The sequence below is a fragment of the Enterococcus sp. 5B3_DIV0040 genome, from assembly GCF_002140755.1.
In the GTDB taxonomy this organism is placed as follows: domain Bacteria; phylum Bacillota; class Bacilli; order Lactobacillales; family Enterococcaceae; genus Enterococcus_D; species Enterococcus_D casseliflavus.
In genome coordinates, this window is record NZ_NGLC01000001.1 from 2,627,924 (window position 1) to 2,645,869 (window position 17,946).

The following is a 17,946-nucleotide window of genomic DNA, read 5'->3' on the forward strand; positions in this document are numbered from 1 at the left end:
TCTTCGCTTCTGTTACCTCATTTAACTCATCAACTGCAGTTTTATCTGCAACACTCACTAACCCGTCAGCTACTACTTCTGTCTTCTTCGTTACTCCCGCTTGACTTGCCGCTTCTGCTGCCTCAACTGCCACTTCTGCCGCTTCAATTGCAGTGATAACTTTGCCTACTTCTATTGAACTGTCTTTTATTAACGCAACATTATATCTGTTTTCTACAATAGAACCATCAAAAGTAGAAAGAACTTTAATTATCCCTTCATCTTGTTCTGTTACTGTATAAGAAAAAATAATATGATCAGATTGATCGCCTTCAACATAAGTTGCTTTTCTCTTTTCTCCTCCAATAGTAAAATCAAGGGTACGCTCGCCCACAATAAACATTGGTTGATTCATCGCTACTGTGAACTTTAAAACATCTCCTTTTTGAATACTATTTTTATCCTTCCCTGATATAACTTCGATTTCACTTTCAATTACATAAGAAATATCAAAGCGGTTTCCTTCCTCAATCATCTCTTTAACATTAAATGTTGAATATTTAATATGACCATTATGTTCATATAAAACTCCTACATTTTCATCATCCAATTGTACTAAACTAGAATATGCAAAACGTCTTGGTTCATACATGATACTTGCTATCCAATTAATAGAGTCATCTGATTGAACTTCTCCAATACGCAAAGCGCCCTTCATTCTTATGTTACGAGTTCTCGTATCTGTTGTTTCAGCATCAGGATGTCCTACAGGATTAGATAAGATAACATACTCTTTGTTATTCAGATTGTAATGAATCGCTGATAAATTAACAAAAGGTTCGGGTATTTTGGAATCAATGAGGACATCATCCCAAGTTTCACCATAATCCGTACTTTTTGCAATCATCACAGTTTTTCCAGTATTACGCATAAACTGTAATAAATGCCCATTATTTAATTGAACAATTTGATTTTCTGTTAATTCAGTAACAGCTGTACTAAAATCCCTTGAGTTTGTATGTTGATCTTTTCCGAAAACACGACCATCATTTGGTGATTCTCCCAAATGCCAAGTTAATCCACCATCATCACTATAGACATTAGCACTACTAGAACGTCCCAATGATTCTGGTCCAGTTATTCCTTGCTGGTTTGTATAGTATACAGGAAACAGTAATCTCTTGAAGGAATTCCCTTCTGCATCCTTTGCATCAATTTCCAATCCGGGTGCAGCTCCTGTTCCCAAAAATCCCATCCAATCTTTCTTTAAGCCGCCAGTGATATCCTGCGGAACAGACCAAGTAACACCACCATCATCACTGGTAAACAGCCACAAAAAATTGGTCATGTCAGTCCACAAAAGATTATGTTTAGAGTTGGGTTGAAGTTGTCTATTTGAATTATTTTTTGAACGCATAAAGATATTCCCAACAATTTTTTCAGTACCATCATCTTGCATTTCATATATGTCTCCACGAGTAGCAAATGCTGTATCAAATGTTCCTTCGTCAATACGCCATTTGGTTTTATTATTTCCTGAATTATATACAATACCATTCTCACGAACAGTATATTTATTTTGCTTTTTATCATTCAATGTTAAATAATACTTATTACCAACCAGAGTATATCCATCTCCTGGTTCTGAATGAACTGAACCTCTAGATTCTGGGAATACATCTACTAGTAAATATAATTTACCATTACTATTTGCAATCAAGACTGGATCAATAGAAAATGCTGATTGTGTATGATTTTTGTTCCAGTCTGTTGTTAAATACTCTGAGGTGTAATATGGCTGAGTTGGCATATCGAGTACAGTTACATTTTTACTCCAAGTTTTTCCACCATCCTTACTGATACGAACTACCGTCGCAATATCTCCCCAATCATTATAATGTTTTTTTCTAGCATCCGCCGCTGCTACTAATGTACCATCGGGTAATTTAACAATTGACGGAATACGGTATTCAAAAATACCTTCATCATATTTATCCCACATACTCGCCTTTTCACCTATAGCATTATTATCTGTAATACGATGAAGTACTTTAATTTCATCATCGGAAACAACATCTCGAGTAATAATTACTGTATCTATCAAACCATTTAACGGCCACTGAACAGTATTCTTTCTAATTGTACCGCCAACAGATAATGTATCAGCATATTCAGCCCATGAATTACCATAAAATAATCCTGTGAACGGTATTTCTCCATATAAAATACCATCTAAATAGACCTGCATATATACACCATTAAAAGTATACGTAATAGAATGCCAATCAGCATTGTTTAGTAAGTTAAATCCTGTCCCGACCTCTCTAAGATAGGATTTGCCACCTCTGCTAATTTCAATACCTATTTTTCCGTTTTTAGGACGTATATAAAAGGACGCATAGTTAGATTCGACTTTACCATATGAAATAGAAAATAAAGAAGTTAATTCCCTATTAGTTACTTCAGAATCAAGGCTGTAACGGAAAGTAAAACTTCCAGTTCTCATACTCATAATATCTTTAATCTTATCTTTGTTTTCTTCACTAATAGAATCAATGGTGGATTTTTCTCCATCAGAAATAATATTATCGAGTGTCAAAATATTTCTATCACTTTGATCTACATTAGTTGCTTCTTCCGTAATGTACATTGACGGAATTGTTATTTCATATCTTCTCCGATTCATTTCATCTACTGTATCATCTGAAGAGTTTGTATACAGTAATGAATAGTTGGAATCTGTTGCTATAATCTCATTCGGATTTTTCCATGACCAACCTTCTGGTAAAGCTACAGAGGATAATGCGACTCCTGTTTCACCAACTAATCCACCATTTGGTAAAACAATCAATCGAACAGTTTTTCTGGCTATCTTCTCTGTTGGAGCAATCCAACCATTTATATTACTATCTATAGGAATAGCACTATAATGAAGATTGTATATACCAGATTTTAAATATTTTAATAAGTCAGCTTCGGAACTGCTATAAACAATTGCAGAAACTTCATTTCTGCCACCGACACTTCCTCCATTAACATACAAGAATTCATTATCAATAGAATAATCTGCTTTATGTGTGTCTAAATTCACATGTATATTCTTTAATAAATCCGGTGTCTGTCCTTCTATCATAATAATATCTTCGGCACCAGAAATCAGAGGTTGTGTCATATAATAATCAGCTCTAGCTTTCTTTTGTGCATCCGTTTGAAGATATCTTACCCAATCAATCTCTAATTTCTCTCCTGCTAAATCATCTCCAGCATTTCCAGCCCAATTACCTCCTGTAGCTAAATTAAACTGCAAATATTGCGGTCTGTTCAAACTCTTAGCTGCAGCTTTTAATCGCTTATCGTTATCTATATTCTGAGGATCAGAAAAATTCAAACGATTATAGACAATCCCATCAACATACCATTCAATATAATCTGTGGTCCAATTAATACCAAAAATATGATAAGAATCATAGAAATCTTCATTGATAGAAATATTACCACCTAATTCTGAATCAACTTTTTTATTAGTTTTACTTGATAAATACTCATAACTACCATCTTTAAACGAATCACCATGTTCATAATAAAAATGTGGTGTACCGTATACCTTACGATTACTATTATTTTTATTTTCTCCTTCTGTTTCAGCCCCTATTAACTCCATAATATCTAGTTCACCTGTAGACGGCCAGTCATACCCATGTGCCGGATTAATCCGTCCATCCATATGAAAATCCGCACCCAACATCCAAAAAGCAGGGAAAATCCCCTGTCCTTTAGGTAATCTCATCTTTGCTTCTATTCTTCCATATAAAAATTCTTCTTTCCCTTGGGTACGTACGCTACCAGAATTATACTTAACTTCTCTAGCAGCATTTCCATGTTTTTCGGTATTCTTATATTTATCTTCCTCAGATCTTTCTGTTACTTCTAGTACTAAGTTACCATTTTGTATATAGACATTGTCTTTGCTACTGCTGTAGTGCTGTTGCTCATTCCCTCTGATATTTCCAAGCTCATATCCCCATGTTTCAGGATTTAACTCCTCCGTATGAAAATCATCATACCAAACTAATTCATACTTATCTTGTTCTAAAACAGATACATCATCAATCGAAATATTAACATTTCTTATCGTGTCATTAGATTCTATTGCCCATTTTACCAATCCAATAAAAGTTTCCGTTCCTTTAGCAGTAAACTCAAAACTGTATGTTTTAGTTTCTGCATTCTGAATTATATTTACTTGATTTAGTACACTTCCTTGTCCACCTTGCTCGTTGACTTGTTTAGCAGCAAAATAAATCCCCTCACTGCTCACTATTTGATCTGTAGTGACATCAGCTGAAACAACATACTTCTTCCCAGATACAGTAGGAATCTTTTGTAAAACCGAATCATCTGTAGTTCCTCTAATTATTTTCCCAGTTTTTTCTTCATTATTTATATTTCCATTACCATTTTGTTTAATATTCCAACCCGTTTGACTAGAAGTATAATCCTTATCAAAGTTACCATTGGTTATTTTATTCAACATATCCGGTGAATCTGTTACTTTATCAGAAGCAGATGCCTCATCTGATAATATACTAGTACCAGTATCTTCTTCATTTGTTGGTAGTAATTCTGTTTCATCTGGATTATCGTTCAAGAGAGTTGTATCTGAAGAAGATAATGTATTATCTGCATCTGTAATTTCGCTTAATTCTGTTTCATCATTTTCAGAAACAGAATTAACTATAACCTCTGTCTCAGAGACATTTTCTACTGATTCTCCAGTTTCACCAACAGTATTATCAATTAAATTATCAGAATTTAAATCTTCCACAGTAATCGCATCGGAAAGAATCTCATTATTAGTTCCATTATTAAGTTCTTCTGCCTCAGCAGAATGAACAAATCCAAAACAAATAGCTGTTCCCACTAAAACAGAAGCAACACCAACACTTAACTTTTTAATTGCATACTTTTGTAATTTTTCAGTACATCTTTCTTTTTTTCTCAACATATTTCTCTTCGAACACATTTTTCTTCCCCTATTCCTATATAGTTTTATTCAAATAATGATTAATATTCTACCCTCCATCCCCATCGTTGTTAAGCGCTTACTTTTCGTTGAACTTAGAATTTATTGGCAATAATACTTACCTGCTGGACACAGAAAATTTCTACAATATTTATTTCACTGTACGTTATAAATTCTAATCCGGACAAAATAAAAGCGCTACATTGCAATAATGTTTTGCAAATCTCTAAATATATTTTTGATAATAAAAAATAACCAAGTTTTATTTGATAAAAACTCTATGATATTAAAACTATATTTTTTCTATAATAAACATTGAAAATATAGCTTTTTAAAGCTGTATATACGGATAGAATTACATTTAGCTTTACTTTGTTTTCATTATTAACTACCTTACTTCAATAAATCAAGACGAATGTATAACTCATTAAGATAATTAAAAACAAGCTTATCGCTTAATGTAGTGACCCAAAATAGTTAAACCAAAAATCTAATTTCTGAAGATTGAGATTGATAAATAAAACAAGACTGTTTTATATCAACTAATTGTGATTGATCTAAACTGTGTCCTAAGCATAATTTAAAATACAGATACGGACTGACACTATTCACAATTGAAGCGATACCTAAAAAAGCATCCGCAAAATTTCGATGCTTTAAATCTCTTAAACGATTACATGATGTAAATATTCTCAATTTTTACCTTAACTTACTATTTATGAAACTATAGAGTTAAACCAATATAAAACCCAATCAAACAAAGCATTTCCAATCACTCAAAATTCTTTTTTAGGGGGAATGAACAATAATTACTTATTTATGTATTAAATAAAACTCAAACAACACTCATTTCAATATTAAGAGAAGAATTTCACAGAGACTTCCCCACACAATTTACTATTATTGCTCTCTGTAAACTCCTTCTCTAATTAAATAATATCATATTATAATTAATTATTTCAATAAAAGAATACACAAAACCGTTAAAAAACCATTAACATACTTCGTTCCCTATAAATTCTCATTTTAAGAGTTAAGACCCCTAGATTTAGCTTATGTGGTGAATCACTCACTGATTATCAAAAAAAGTAACATACCTCTCTAAAAGTCTAAAATCTTGCTCAAGATTTCTTTTAATAATAATTTGATCTCCCAAAAAACTTTTTTTAGACGTACGAATTATTTTATGATAGATATTATTTTTAATTAAATAGTCTAATTCTTCTTTCATCTTCTCAACATCGCTTTGATTAGCTAAAACTTGAAAGTACTGTATTGCGTTGAATTCTAAGTATTTTGCACTATTGATTACTTTCCTATAGCGTAATTTATCAACCTTCATCGAATATCCTCCTTAATACAAAAATAACCCGTATTTTATATACTTTTTCTCCAAAATAAAAAAGATCAGTGTATAACTAATATGGTAAATCCGCTTTCGAACAGAACTTTCATTTTTCATAAAATAATAGACCTTAAATTGAAGAAAATCCAAGAGAGCATTATCCACAAAAACCATGGAAATAACCAACTAAATGTGCACAAATTACTATTTCCTTCTACCAAAATAAAAAATATTTGATACAATAAAAGAAAAAGAAATGAGGAATTGTGATGGGACTATTTGATGGATTAATGGGAAATGCAACCCAACTTTCAGATGTATCTATAACAGAAGAATTACAAGGTGTACTGACTATAGAAGAAAAAGTTGATTTATCATTTAAATTAGTTCGTGATTTGATTATATTTACCAATAAACGATTAATTATTATCGATAAACAAGGCGTATCCGGGAAAAAAATAGAATATAAATCAATTCCCTATAAATCAATTTCTAGATTTTCTGTTGAAACTAGTGGCCATTTTGATTTAGATGCTGAATTAAAAATATGGATTTCTAGTGCAGAACTTCCCGCAGAAACACTTCAATTCCGTAAAGACAAAAACATTATTTCTATTCAGCAAGCATTAGCTTCCGCTGTACTACAGTAAATGCCGCATGTATATATTTTGCTTCCTAAAATATTCTGAAAATAAGAACTAGATTATGACTAAACAAAACACCTCTTACTCACAATTGAGTAGGAGGTGTTTTGTTATATCACCTGTTAGGACTCGAACCTACGATCGGACGGTTATGAGCCGTCTGCTCTAACCAGCTGAACTAAAGGTGCGAAAATCCACACCCTAGTAAGAGAGGGATTAACAAAAAACTAGAACAACAATAACTATACCTATTCTCCATTGATTTTTAGAAAGTAACTTCAAACATAATAATGATAATGAGAATCCAATTCCCCAAACACTGCCGGGCAGTGTTTTTTTCATATAACTAAATTTCCAATAACCATTGTTAAGTATTATGTTTATCAATATATTTTGCAATTGCACCTCCAAACTCTACCGCATTCATTTCAATTTCAAACAATATACCATAGTAACTGGTAACTACTTTGATTCCCCATTTAACAAACAATTCTTTTACTCAAGATCGAATTACATTTTTAGCATTTGTGATATAAGAGGTTAAAACTGCTCCAATCCCTGTTGGTGCAGAAAAAACGCTGGTTGTTTCGCAATGGGAAAAACGAGCTAAGCGATTTTTTGTGTCTCTTATCACGTTTTTCTGTAAGGGCGCATTTTTCCTAGGCGCTCGACTTCTTTTTGAAGTTTTCTAGCATACTCCACTTCTGGTGCATCATCTGGTAACCGAGACCAGTTAGGAGTGGAATCAATCAAATTTTGAATTTGTGTGCGAATTTCTTTTTGCCGTTGTTTGATTTGTTTTCTATCCATACCTTTCACCTAAGTTGCTTTTAGAGTAATTAAACAATTTTTGATAGAAGTTAAGTTTTTTAACTTTTTGAATATATGTTCTAAATTCTTTTTATTTCATTATTTTTCGAATTTTATCCACCCAAATGCAGGTTAAATCTTTTTTTGTTCTGTAAAATGAACAAAGAAACTTTAAAAAAACTATTGTAAAAAAAGAGATTCAACAAGGATAGTTTATTTGGGTAGGATCATAAACAATAAATGTTTCTCTACAAAAAATGCTCTAAATAATCTTTTAGAGTTTTTTGGTTGCTATTCATTTTTTTGCTCTCTAATAGCCCTATAAACGTAACCACAAACATGAGGACAAACGTCAAAAGAAAATCATAAAACGCTTCTGGAAAAGAAGCCCCTAAAAATACCAGATTGATAACAAAATAGCCTAGCGGAAGAATGAGAGAAATTGCTGCACACGAAAGTATAAAAACAAGCACTTTTTTATTATTTTTTATCCCACATTTTCCTATACTAAAAAAAATCTGCGCTGGAATGCCTCTAGGTACCATTTTCACTATCATTTTTTGTCCCCATCTTTAGAAACAAAATCTTCTTTATTCTCCAATACTTATAGAAACCAAATCCAAGATTTTCTTTTATTCATTCTTTAATAATCCTCTATTATTATTTACTATATCTTGAGATTACAGCAACAACAGGCGTTGCGCACGCAACACTTTTAAAATGAGTCTATTTCTTGAAAGATTTTCTTAAGCAAACCGATTTTTCTGCATAAAAAAGGCTTCACGAACTCGCTCAGCTTTTGAGCACCAGGTAGGTACTGTTCCACATCAGCTCTGCAAGTAGTCGCTGTGTGTCTCAGCAATAAGACCAAAATATTTCTAAATTGCCAAGAAACACAGTGATCGAAGAGAACTGATGTTGATTGGTACCTACCTGGTGCTTCTCAAATTTAGAAATATTTTTGCTTATTGCCGAAATGTTAGTTCTGCTTAACGGAGTTTAGCAGTAACTGTATGCGTAGCTTGCGTAGAAAAGCTAGTTCGTGAAGTCGGACATGAATACACCTGCTGTAAAGCGATTTATTCATGAGAAACTTTTATACTTTCCGCATAAAAAAATAGCCCTCAAAGCTGAGGACTAGATTTTTTATTCTGGATTATTTTTTTCGACTTCTTCTTTTAATTCTTCTTTGACTTCCTCGAAAGCCGGTTTTTCTTCATTTACTTCTTTGGCTTTATCTGCTAACTCATCGGCGCCTTTAGTAACGGTTTCCTTCGCCGCTTCTTTTGTCTCCTTAGCATCAATCACGATATCCTCTGAAACATCTTCTGCAACATCTTTGGCATCGCCGGCTGCTTTGCGGAAACGATCAGATAGATCAGAGCTTTGGCGTTTTAAATCTTCTAACGTATCAGAAGTAATATCGTCCATGTCATCCATCGAATCACTTACTTTACTCTTCACGTTTGAAGCTAAGTCATTGGCTTGATCGCCCAAATCAGAAGCACGTTCTTTTACAATCGATCCCACTTCACTGGTTTTTGAAACAAAATCATCGGTATAATCTGAAGCTAAGTCTAACCATTCATCTGTCTTCTTCGCTAAATCTTCACGCATTTCCTTACCCGATTTTGGTGCTAATAGCAATGCTACTACAGCTGCTGCCGTTCCACCAATTAAGGCTCCTGCAAAAAATCTTCCACGTCTAGTCATGTTGTTATCCCTCCGTTTTCGTTGTTGTCTTACGATCTCTAAAGAATCTCATCGTTGTCGCGCCAACTTTTCCTGAGACACTCGCCTTTGCCGCATTCTTTCCGACACCGCCAACTTTTCCAGCCAGATTTCGACTCGTCGTATTTAAATCAGAAACACTCTGACTCAAGTAACACATCCACCCGTGAGAACGGGTGGCTTTTTAACACCTCTAGAAGAGGTCACTACTCGCCTACTCCATAAATGGAGCTTTCTAAAAGACCACCAACCGCTCTTCGCTCGCTACTTTATTTCTTTTTCTTCATTTTGAATGGATCAACGTATTCTCGTTTACTTATACTATCTCGGATTCGATCATCTGATTCTTGCTCTCGTATATATTTTTTAATTGTTTTCTGGTTCAGACCGACTGTGCTCACGTAATACCCCTTTGACCAGAAACTTTTATTTCCATATTTATAGACTAAGTTTCCATGCTGCTCATGGATAAGCGTCGCACTTCTTCCTTTCAAGTAGCCCATGAACTGCGAGATACTTATTTTTGGTGGTACTTTTACCAACATGTGAATATGATCTGGCATTGCGTGTGCTTCGATTATTTCTACCTCTTTCATCTCACAAAGCTTCCTCAATATTCTTCCAATATCTTTTCTTAATTCCCCATAGATTACTTTTCTTCTATATTTTGGGGTGAAGACTATGTGATACTTACAATTCCATCTAGTATGTGATAAACTTTTGTCGTCTTTAGACATAGAAAAACTCCTTTCGATAAAATAAGCGGTTGGTAGCCACTTATTAGTATATCGAAAGGAGTTTTTATCGCTAAAGCTATTCCATCCACGCGTAGAAGCGCGCGGTTTTCTTGTTTCGTACGCTCCGCGAACGAAACTGACTAAAGTCATTAATAAAAATCCTTCTGTAAAATGATAGAACAATCAAATTACAGGAGGATTTTTCTATGAAAACTATATTTGAGCAGCAATGTGTTGAGTTTTATCAAGCGGGAGATTATATGCTTCCTAATGTGGAATTGGATGAACAGAAAGAATATGAAATCGGCATATGGGGACAGCGATACCGCAGACATTTGAAAGAAAATCATCGCATAATTTACTACAACTATTTGACTAAAGGCACGCTCAACCAGTACATTGCAGAAGTTGATACACGAGCTGAAGAAATGTTTCAGCAGCTTGTAAAATCACTTGCCGAGAAAGAAAATATCACGGAACGCCTGAAAGATGACGATATGATGTTATGGGTTCAAAAGATGAATAACATCCGTAATCGAGCAACCGAAATCGTTAATACGGAAGTGATATTTGTATGAGAAAGTATCATATTTATCTCACATCGGAAGAACGAAAACTGATAATCGAAAGTCTTATTTCAGAGAAAAACGCTCTTATCTCGGCGGGCAAATATACGGACTGCGTTGATGATGTTCTGCTCAAAATTTTGCAAGCCAAGAAGAAAAAAATCAAAGTAATTTATACATAGCATAACGAAAAGGCACAGCCTTCGGAGTAAAAGAATCCGTTGGTGGTGCCTTGTTTTGTACGAACCCAAATTTGTTTGTTTAATCTTAGCGAGCAGACCATTTTGATAGCCAAAACGGTAGTCATTAGGGACACCCTAAAACCTTTAACAAAAACACATAAATCGCTGTTTGCTGTATCGCAACTACTAAATAAAATAATGGTATTGCTCGATTATCATTGAAATTTTTAGATTTTGTTATATACTTGTGTAGTAATTATTAAATCTTTAAGAGGTAGATTATGACTGTGAGTTATAAAAAATTGTGGAAGTTATTAATTGACCACGATATGAAGAAGAAAGACCTTGCTAAAGCTGCTGGCATTAGCAATTACACAATTACAAAAATGAGCAAAGGCGAAAATGTGACGGTAGATATTTTAGGTAAAATTTGTTTAGCGTTAAATTGTAATATAGATGACATTATGGAATTCCTTCCTGATGACACAAAATAAAGTTTAGCTTAAAATCAGTAAAGCCTACATAGAGTTTGTAGAAAATCATATTTAACTTCCGATAATTTTAGTTATCAGGAAGCAAGACTTTTACAGGAGGATAACAGATATGTTACCTGAAGAAAAAGCAAGAATAAAAATAGACAAGCAATTAACTGATGCAGGATGGGATATTGTCGCTCGTGACGAGTATATTCCCTTTAATGCTTCTGCGGTTAAAGAAGCCTTAATGCAAGGAAATAAGGAAAGTGACTATCTTCTTTTTGTTGATGATAAAGCGATTGCCGTTGTCGAAGCCAAAGCTGAGGATAATTCTCTCGGCGATATTGTTGCACAACAAGCTGAATGGTATTCTAAAAATCCGCAAGGTTGGGTTGGTTTGTGGTTTCCAAATCAGATTCCCTTTGTATATCTCGCAAATGGTAATAAGATTTATTTTAAAAATATGCTTGAAGCGGACAGCGAATATATAGAGCTTTCGGAGATGCGCTCACCGAAAAAAATGCTAAAAATGCTTGGTAAAAAATCTGAATATGGTGCGTTACCGAGAATTGAGAAAAAAGGACTTCGTGACTGCCAGTATGATGCTGAAGTAAAACTTGAAGCATCGTTGAAAGCCGGCAGGAAAAAGGCTCTTGCAATTCTTGCAACGGGTTCAGGTAAAACATATCTTGCTTGTCTTGCGTCCTACCGTCTGTTGAACTATACGCTTACCAAGCGTGTACTTTTCCTTGTTGACAGAAATAATCTTGCTCGACAGACAGAAACAGAATTTAGTTTGTTCGACCGCACCGAAAAACAAAAGCCGATGAACGAACTTTATCAAATTAATCGCCTTATAAAACCCGAAAATATTCAGGGCGATATCATTATATCTACAATACAAAAATTATTTGCGGTGCTTACGGGACAGACTATAACGGAAGATGACGAAGATAAAGAAGACGAAAAATTGGGCTTGAAGGATGTTACTAAAAACGAGCCTGATATCGTTCTTGGCGAAGATTTGAAATTACCTCCGGATTACTTCCAGTTTATCATTGTTGATGAATGTCATCGTTCAATTTACGGCAAATGGAAAGCAGTTCTTGATTACTTTAAGGACGCAAAAGTTCTTGGCTTAACTGCAACACCTACTCCCGAAGCATATGCGTATTTTAATAAAAATATTGTTGAAGAATATACATACGAAGATTCCGTTGTTGACGGTGTTAATGTTCCTGCACGAGTTTACAGAATAATTACCGACGCAACAGTTCACGGCGGCACAATCAATCAAGGCGAAACAGTTACAGATGTTAATCGTTCCGGTGAAATCGTTGATGAATACAAGGCACAGCAACGCATTGACTATGCGCCAAACCAGCTTGACCGCTCTGTTATCAATCCTAATCAGATAGAGTCCGTCTTGAAATCCTATATGGAATCAATTTATACTGACTTATATCCGGAAAGAGAAGAAAATTGGAACTATATCCCTAAAACACTTATCTTTGCCAAGGATAATAATCACGCAACAAAAATCGTTGAGATTGCAAAAAAGGTGTTTGCCGAAAAATTCACAAGCGAAAAAGTGCCGGACAACTTTGTACAAAAAATCACTTATTCAGCAGGAGATTCCAATGCCCTTATTCGTGATTTGAGAACGGAAAAGGATTTTAGAATAGCTGTTACGGTTACACTTGTTGCAACCGGTACGGATGTAAAGCCTTTAGAAGTTGTGCTTTTTATGAACGATGTGAAATCTGATGTTTTATATACTCAGATGAAAGGCAGAGGCTGTAGAACACTTAACGAGGATAAATTAAGAGAAGTTACGCCGAATGCAGATAATAAAAATTGCTTCTACATTGTCGATGCTGTGGGCGTAACAGAATCTGATAAGCATATTCCGCAACCGGGCAAAGGCGGAAAAGGAGGGAATCCAAAGCCTTTGCGTTTAGACCAGCTTTTGGAAAGACTATCACACGGCGAGGTTTCTGATGAAAATCTCGCTCTGCTTCGTGATTATTGTGCAACAATACAAAAACGATATGAGGACCACCCTCTTTTCGAAAGACATTTAAATATGTTTATTTCCGATTATGGTTTTTCACCAAGAGGATTAGCAAATAATATCAATCAAGCACTTTCGCAGAACTTACTATCTCCTTTTGAGAATATTTCGGATGAAAATTCTGCTCGTAAAAACTTGATTTTCTGTTTGATGAGTAATTTATCAGCACGAAAGAAACTTCTTGAAATGCTCCGGGGTTATTACGCTGTAACTCCCGAAAAAGAGGATGAGGTAATTTATAAAGGTTTCTCCAAAGAAACGGCAAAAAGCTTTATTGCTAACTTTGAGCAATATTTGAATGATAATGCAGATAAGATTGAAGCTCTCCGAATTATCTATAATTCCGAAGATACTGTAATTACATATTCAATGCTTACAGAGTTGCAGGACAAATTGATTGCCGAAAACGGACAATTTACGCCCTATTACATTTGGAAAAACTATAAAATTCTCGATAATGACGGCAATGTTGAAGAATTGGATACAAAGCAAAACATCAGGGCTTTAACACATCTTATTCAGCTTGTTCGCTATGCATATAAGAAAAGCAATAAACTTGTAAGTCTTATTAAGGGCTATTCCCAAAGATTTAACCTTTATTGCGGACAGGCTCAGCGTGAACTTACAGATGACCAAAAAGAAATTATGAAACAGATAGCTGATTACATTATTGAGGAAGGCGCAATCAGCATAAAAGAATTGAATGCTTTTGATACAGACCTATGGCGTAAAGGAATAAAAAACTTTGGCGCACCTGTTCTATCGGAAGAAATTATTACACTTGCAAAATTTATTTTAAAGGCGGCATAATACTATGGCAGATATTCAAAAAAGCGAAGCAACACTGGTAAAAAAAGTATGGGACATTGCAAATGTTCTTGCGGCTGCCGGTGTTGGATTTACAGACTATATCACTCAACTTACATATATTCTTTTTCTCAAAATGGATGTGGAAAAGGAAGAATTAGGTCTTGGCAGCTCTATCCCCGATGGATATAAGTGGAAAGATATTGTTGAACTTAATGGGGATGACCTTATTGACAAGTATGAGGAAGTATTGAAAGAGCTTTCAAAAGATGATGGGCTTATTGGCACTATCTTTACGAAAGCATCTAATAAAATCAATAGTCCTGTTCATCTTGCAAAAGTGTTCCAAATGGTTGGAAATGAAAACTGGTATATGATGGAGGGCGATTTCAAGGGTGCAATTTATGAATCAATCCTTGAAAAGAATGGTCAGGATAAAAAAAGCGGTGCCGGACAATACTTTACACCCCGTGCGCTTATCAAAGCAATGGTTGATGTAATTGACCCTAAAATCACCGAAACGGTTGCTGACCCGGCTTGCGGAACCGGTGGATTCCTTCTTGCTGCTTTTGACCATATGAAACCCCAAAGTAAGGATTTGTCAAAGCAGAATTTTCTAAAAAACAATGCTTTGTTTGGTGCAGATAATACAGCGCTTGTTGTTACCCTTGCATCAATGAATTTATATTTACACGATATTGGAACAGAAAAGAGTCCAATCGTTTGTCAGGATTCATTGCTGGATACATCGGACAGAATGTTTGATGTAATTCTTGCAAACCCACCTTTCGGCACAAGACCGCAAGGCAGCGTAGCAGTTGACAGTGCAAGACCGGAATTTATAAAAACATCGGATAATCAGGTTAACTTCTTGCAGCATATAATGTCCATCGTTAAAACCGGTGGTCGTGTTGCTGTAGTTCTTACTGACAATGTTCTTACTGACGGAAATGCTACGGCAAAGGTTCGTGAAAAATTATTATCTGGCTTTAATCTGCACACCATTCTCAGATTGCCGACAGGTATTTTTTACGCTGGTGGTGTTAAGACAAACGTGCTTTTCTTTGAAAAGGGCGAAAAAACAAAAGACATTTGGGTTTATGATTACAGAACAGGTATAAAACACACAATGGCAACAAAGCCTATGACTCGTGCAGACCTTGATGATTTTGTGAATTGCTATTGTTCGGGTCACTTGGAAGATAGAAAAGAAACTTATTCTGAAGAAAACCCCAATGGTAGATGGAGAAAAATCAACGAAGAAGAAGTTTACTCCCGTGACCAATTAAAACTCGATTTCAAATGGATAGATTTAACCGAAAAAGATGACCGCACAATTACGGAGCTTCTTTCTGAAATGCAGGAAAAAGCAACTGCAATCGGTGATGCCGTATCAAAACTCCAAGAAATTCTCGGAGGAATTGACTTATGATTGATACAAAAGCGTTAAGAGAAAAAGTGCTTGACCTTGCCATTCGTGGTAAACTCGTGCCTCAAGACCCGAATGATGAGCCGGCAACCGTTTTACTTGAAAGAATTCGTGAGCAAAAAAAGCAAATGGTCAAGGAAGGAAAGCTAAAAGCAAAGGATATAAAAAATGATACAATCATCTTTAAGGGTGATGATAATTTACATTATGAGCAGTTTACAGACGGAACAGTGAAATGTATCGAGGATGAGCTACCGTTTGACTTGCCAGAGGGGTGGGCGTGGTGTAGATTAAGAAATCTTTTTCTTGTAGGTTCGGCAAAAAGAGTATTGCAGTCAGAATGGAAAAGTAAGGGCATACCTTTTTATAGGGCAAGAGAAATTGTAAAATTAGCAAACGACGGTTATGTCAATAACGACTTGTTTATTTCTGAAGAACATTATAGAAATTTAAAGGAAACATACGGTGTCCCAGCAGCAGGCGACTTAATGGTGACTGGTGTTGGAACGATAGGTAAAGTGTATGTAGTGAAAGAAAGAGATACCTTTTATTACAAAGATGCAAGTGTCTTATGTTTTGAAAACAAATACTCTGGTATCGTTTCAGAGTATGCAAAACTTATGATAGACTCTCCTTTGCTTCAATCACAAATACACACAAAAACATATGGAAATACTGTAGACACAATCACTATTACAACAGCAAACGAGTATCTATGTGCATTGCCTCCTGTAGCTGAGCAACAAAGAATAGTAGACTCCGTCAATAATACTATATCACTAATTGCTTCACTTGAAAGCAATTATCAAGATATATCTGCAATGACGATAATATTGAAATCTAAAGTCCTTGACCTTGCAATACAAGGCAAACTTGTACCACAAGACCCGAATGATGAGCCTGCTTCCGTACTTCTTGAACGCATAAGGGCAGAAAAAGAAGAACTCATCAAAGCAGGCAAAATCAAGCGTGATAAAAAGGAATCTGTCATCTTCAAAGGTGATGATAACTCTTATTATGAGAAGATTGGGAATAACATCAAAAATATCGATGATAAAATTCCTTTTGAAATTCCTGAGAATTGGCATTGGGAAAGGCTTGGTAATATATGCACTATTTCTCGTGGTGGCTCACCAAGACCAATAACTGATTATTTAACCACAAAAAGCACCGGCATTAATTGGATTAAAATAGGTGATGCCGAACAAGGTGGGAAATATATTTATAGTACAAGAGAAAAAATAATCCCTGAAGGATTGCCTAAAACTCGTTATGTAAAAAGCGGAGATTTCCTCTTAACAAACTCTATGAGCTTTGGACGACCATATATATTAAAAACGGACGGCTGTATTCACGACGGTTGGCTTGTTATAGGCGATATTGATAATGTTTTCAATCAAGATTTCTTGTATTATGCTTTGAGTTCAAGCTTTATGTATAACTCATTTCGTGAGGTTGCTGCGGGTTCAACTGTAAAAAACTTAAAATCTGATACTGTGCGTTCCGTTCTATTTCCTGTCCCGCCTCTTAAAGAGCAAGAAAGGATCTCAAAATATTTAGAGAATTTATATTTTGTGGTATCAACAATAGAACAGTGCCTCAGTTGAGGCGCTGTCCTATTGTATCAAGAAAGCCAAAAAATTCGTCAATTATATGAGTGATTCTGTTTTGCTCATTCAATGGCGGAAGAGGAATTATCAAATTGTGTAGAGCCTTGGATGAAAAGCCTTGCAGTCCTATACCTTGACCGCCGATAAGTCCTATCTGTTTCCAAAGCCAGAGCACATAATAATAAAACCTATTTGATAAATTCACATACGGGCGCAATCTGTGAATGTGGTTTTGTATTCGCATTTCATCATAGCACCATATTGCTGAACGACCAATATCGCCGCCTTCACAAACCAACAAATCGCCTTTTTTAACAGTACATTTTTCAATCTCTGAGTCGGTAAATAACATTTCTTTTAATGTTTCCAACTCAAATCTATCCCAATATAAGTTTGATGTCGTGATATAAGTCATCAATCTACCTTCTGTATTTGATGAATTTAACGCTTTTCCGGTATTGTGGGAAAATATACTTCCGAGCCTACACCAACACCACGAAGCAGGCAACTCAAAAGGTATTTGTTCATTGATA

Annotated in this window: 14 protein-coding genes; 6 read left to right on the plus strand and 8 right to left on the minus strand. The window is 35.1% G+C overall.

The genetic code is table 11. From position 1 onward, the window contains the following. Together A5883_RS12185 and A5883_RS12190 are read right to left on the minus strand one after the other, a co-directional pair. Positions 1-4,981, minus strand: a 4,981-nt coding sequence (locus A5883_RS12185; protein ID WP_176323994.1) for an exo-alpha-sialidase, incomplete at its 3' end; no start/stop codon positions are given. A 1,090-nt stretch (positions 4,982-6,071) separates the two neighbouring features. After that, the gene (locus tag A5883_RS12190; RefSeq protein WP_086338683.1) at positions 6,072-6,344 is read right to left on the minus strand and encodes a hypothetical protein; all 273 of its coding nucleotides are present in this window, start codon (positions 6,342-6,344) and stop codon (positions 6,072-6,074) included. 272 nt (positions 6,345-6,616) lie between these two features. Here A5883_RS12190 and A5883_RS12195 point away from each other — a divergent pair, with 272 nt between their 5' ends. Beyond that, positions 6,617-6,997, plus strand: a complete 381-nt coding sequence (locus A5883_RS12195; protein WP_086338684.1) for a PH domain-containing protein — start codon at positions 6,617-6,619, stop codon at positions 6,995-6,997. Positions 6,998-7,621: 624 nt separating this feature from the next. Here the strand turns inward: A5883_RS12195 and A5883_RS12205 are convergent. From A5883_RS12205 to tnpA, 5 genes are all read right to left on the minus strand, one after another. Next, entirely contained in the window at positions 7,622-7,801 is a 180-nt protein-coding gene (locus A5883_RS12205) for a hypothetical protein (protein WP_086338685.1), read from the minus strand. A gap of 248 nt (positions 7,802-8,049) precedes the next feature. Then, positions 8,050-8,358: a hypothetical protein gene (locus A5883_RS12210; protein WP_086338686.1), complete on the minus strand. Its 309-nt coding sequence runs from the start codon at positions 8,356-8,358 to the stop codon at positions 8,050-8,052. A 589-nt stretch (positions 8,359-8,947) separates the two neighbouring features. Further along, positions 8,948-9,514, minus strand: coding sequence for a YtxH domain-containing protein (locus tag A5883_RS12215; RefSeq protein ID WP_086338687.1), 567 nt, complete (start codon positions 9,512-9,514; stop codon positions 8,948-8,950). 4 nt (positions 9,515-9,518) lie between these two features. Next, the gene (locus tag A5883_RS12220) at positions 9,519-9,683 is read right to left on the minus strand and encodes a hypothetical protein (RefSeq protein WP_254907850.1); all 165 of its coding nucleotides are present in this window, start codon (positions 9,681-9,683) and stop codon (positions 9,519-9,521) included. Between the two features lie 118 nt (positions 9,684-9,801). After that, positions 9,802-10,269 carry an IS200/IS605 family transposase gene (gene tnpA / locus A5883_RS12225; RefSeq protein WP_086338688.1) on the minus strand — a complete coding sequence of 156 codons (468 nt, stop codon included), beginning with the start codon at positions 10,267-10,269 and terminating at the stop codon, positions 9,802-9,804. Between the two features lie 206 nt (positions 10,270-10,475). Between tnpA and A5883_RS12230 the strand changes: the two genes are divergently transcribed. The 5 genes from A5883_RS12230 (at position 10,476) to A5883_RS12250 (ending at position 17,410) form a co-directional block, all read left to right on the plus strand. Continuing rightward, the gene (locus tag A5883_RS12230) at positions 10,476-10,847 is read left to right on the plus strand and encodes a TnpV protein (RefSeq protein ID WP_086338689.1); all 372 of its coding nucleotides are present in this window, start codon (positions 10,476-10,478) and stop codon (positions 10,845-10,847) included. Positions 10,848-11,298: 451 nt separating this feature from the next. After that, complete coding sequence (locus A5883_RS12235; protein ID WP_086338690.1) at positions 11,299-11,511, plus strand: helix-turn-helix domain-containing protein; 213 nt, start codon at positions 11,299-11,301, stop codon at positions 11,509-11,511. 109 nt (positions 11,512-11,620) lie between these two features. Then, on the plus strand, positions 11,621-14,377 hold the full coding sequence (locus tag A5883_RS12240) for a type I restriction endonuclease subunit R (protein ID WP_086338691.1): 2,757 nt from the start codon (positions 11,621-11,623) through the stop codon (positions 14,375-14,377). Between the two features lie 4 nt (positions 14,378-14,381). After that, entirely contained in the window at positions 14,382-15,806 is a 1,425-nt protein-coding gene (locus tag A5883_RS12245; protein WP_086338692.1) for a type I restriction-modification system subunit M, read from the plus strand. Then, positions 15,803-17,410 carry a restriction endonuclease subunit S gene (locus tag A5883_RS12250; protein ID WP_086338693.1) on the plus strand — a complete coding sequence of 536 codons (1,608 nt, stop codon included), beginning with the start codon at positions 15,803-15,805 and terminating at the stop codon, positions 17,408-17,410. The genes A5883_RS12245 and A5883_RS12250 overlap by 4 nt, the downstream gene beginning before the upstream one ends. Here A5883_RS12250 and A5883_RS12255 read toward each other — a convergent pair. Then, entirely contained in the window at positions 17,403-17,921 is a 519-nt protein-coding gene (locus tag A5883_RS12255) for a restriction endonuclease subunit S (protein WP_217809243.1), read from the minus strand. The two genes, A5883_RS12250 and A5883_RS12255, sit on opposite strands and share 8 nt — an antisense overlap. Between the last annotated feature and the right edge of the window lie 25 nt (positions 17,922-17,946).

Excerpts from the sequence above, each read along its gene's own strand:
- A5883_RS12190 (WP_086338683.1), bottom strand. The coding sequence starts at position 6,344 with ATGAAGGTTGATAAATTACGCTATAGGAAAGTAATCAATAGTGCAAAA.
- A5883_RS12195 (WP_086338684.1), top strand. The coding sequence starts at position 6,617 with ATGGGACTATTTGATGGATTAATGGGAAATGCAACCCAACTTTCAGAT.
- A5883_RS12205 (WP_086338685.1), bottom strand. The coding sequence starts at position 7,801 with ATGGATAGAAAACAAATCAAACAACGGCAAAAAGAAATTCGCACACAA.
- A5883_RS12210 (WP_086338686.1), bottom strand. The coding sequence starts at position 8,358 with ATGATAGTGAAAATGGTACCTAGAGGCATTCCAGCGCAGATTTTTTTT.
- A5883_RS12215 (WP_086338687.1), bottom strand. The coding sequence starts at position 9,514 with ATGACTAGACGTGGAAGATTTTTTGCAGGAGCCTTAATTGGTGGAACG.
- tnpA (WP_086338688.1), bottom strand. The coding sequence starts at position 10,269 with ATGTCTAAAGACGACAAAAGTTTATCACATACTAGATGGAATTGTAAG.
- A5883_RS12230 (WP_086338689.1), top strand. The coding sequence starts at position 10,476 with ATGAAAACTATATTTGAGCAGCAATGTGTTGAGTTTTATCAAGCGGGA.
- A5883_RS12235 (WP_086338690.1), top strand. The coding sequence starts at position 11,299 with ATGACTGTGAGTTATAAAAAATTGTGGAAGTTATTAATTGACCACGAT.
- A5883_RS12240 (WP_086338691.1), top strand. The coding sequence starts at position 11,621 with ATGTTACCTGAAGAAAAAGCAAGAATAAAAATAGACAAGCAATTAACT.
- A5883_RS12245 (WP_086338692.1), top strand. The coding sequence starts at position 14,382 with ATGGCAGATATTCAAAAAAGCGAAGCAACACTGGTAAAAAAAGTATGG.
- A5883_RS12250 (WP_086338693.1), top strand. The coding sequence starts at position 15,803 with ATGATTGATACAAAAGCGTTAAGAGAAAAAGTGCTTGACCTTGCCATT.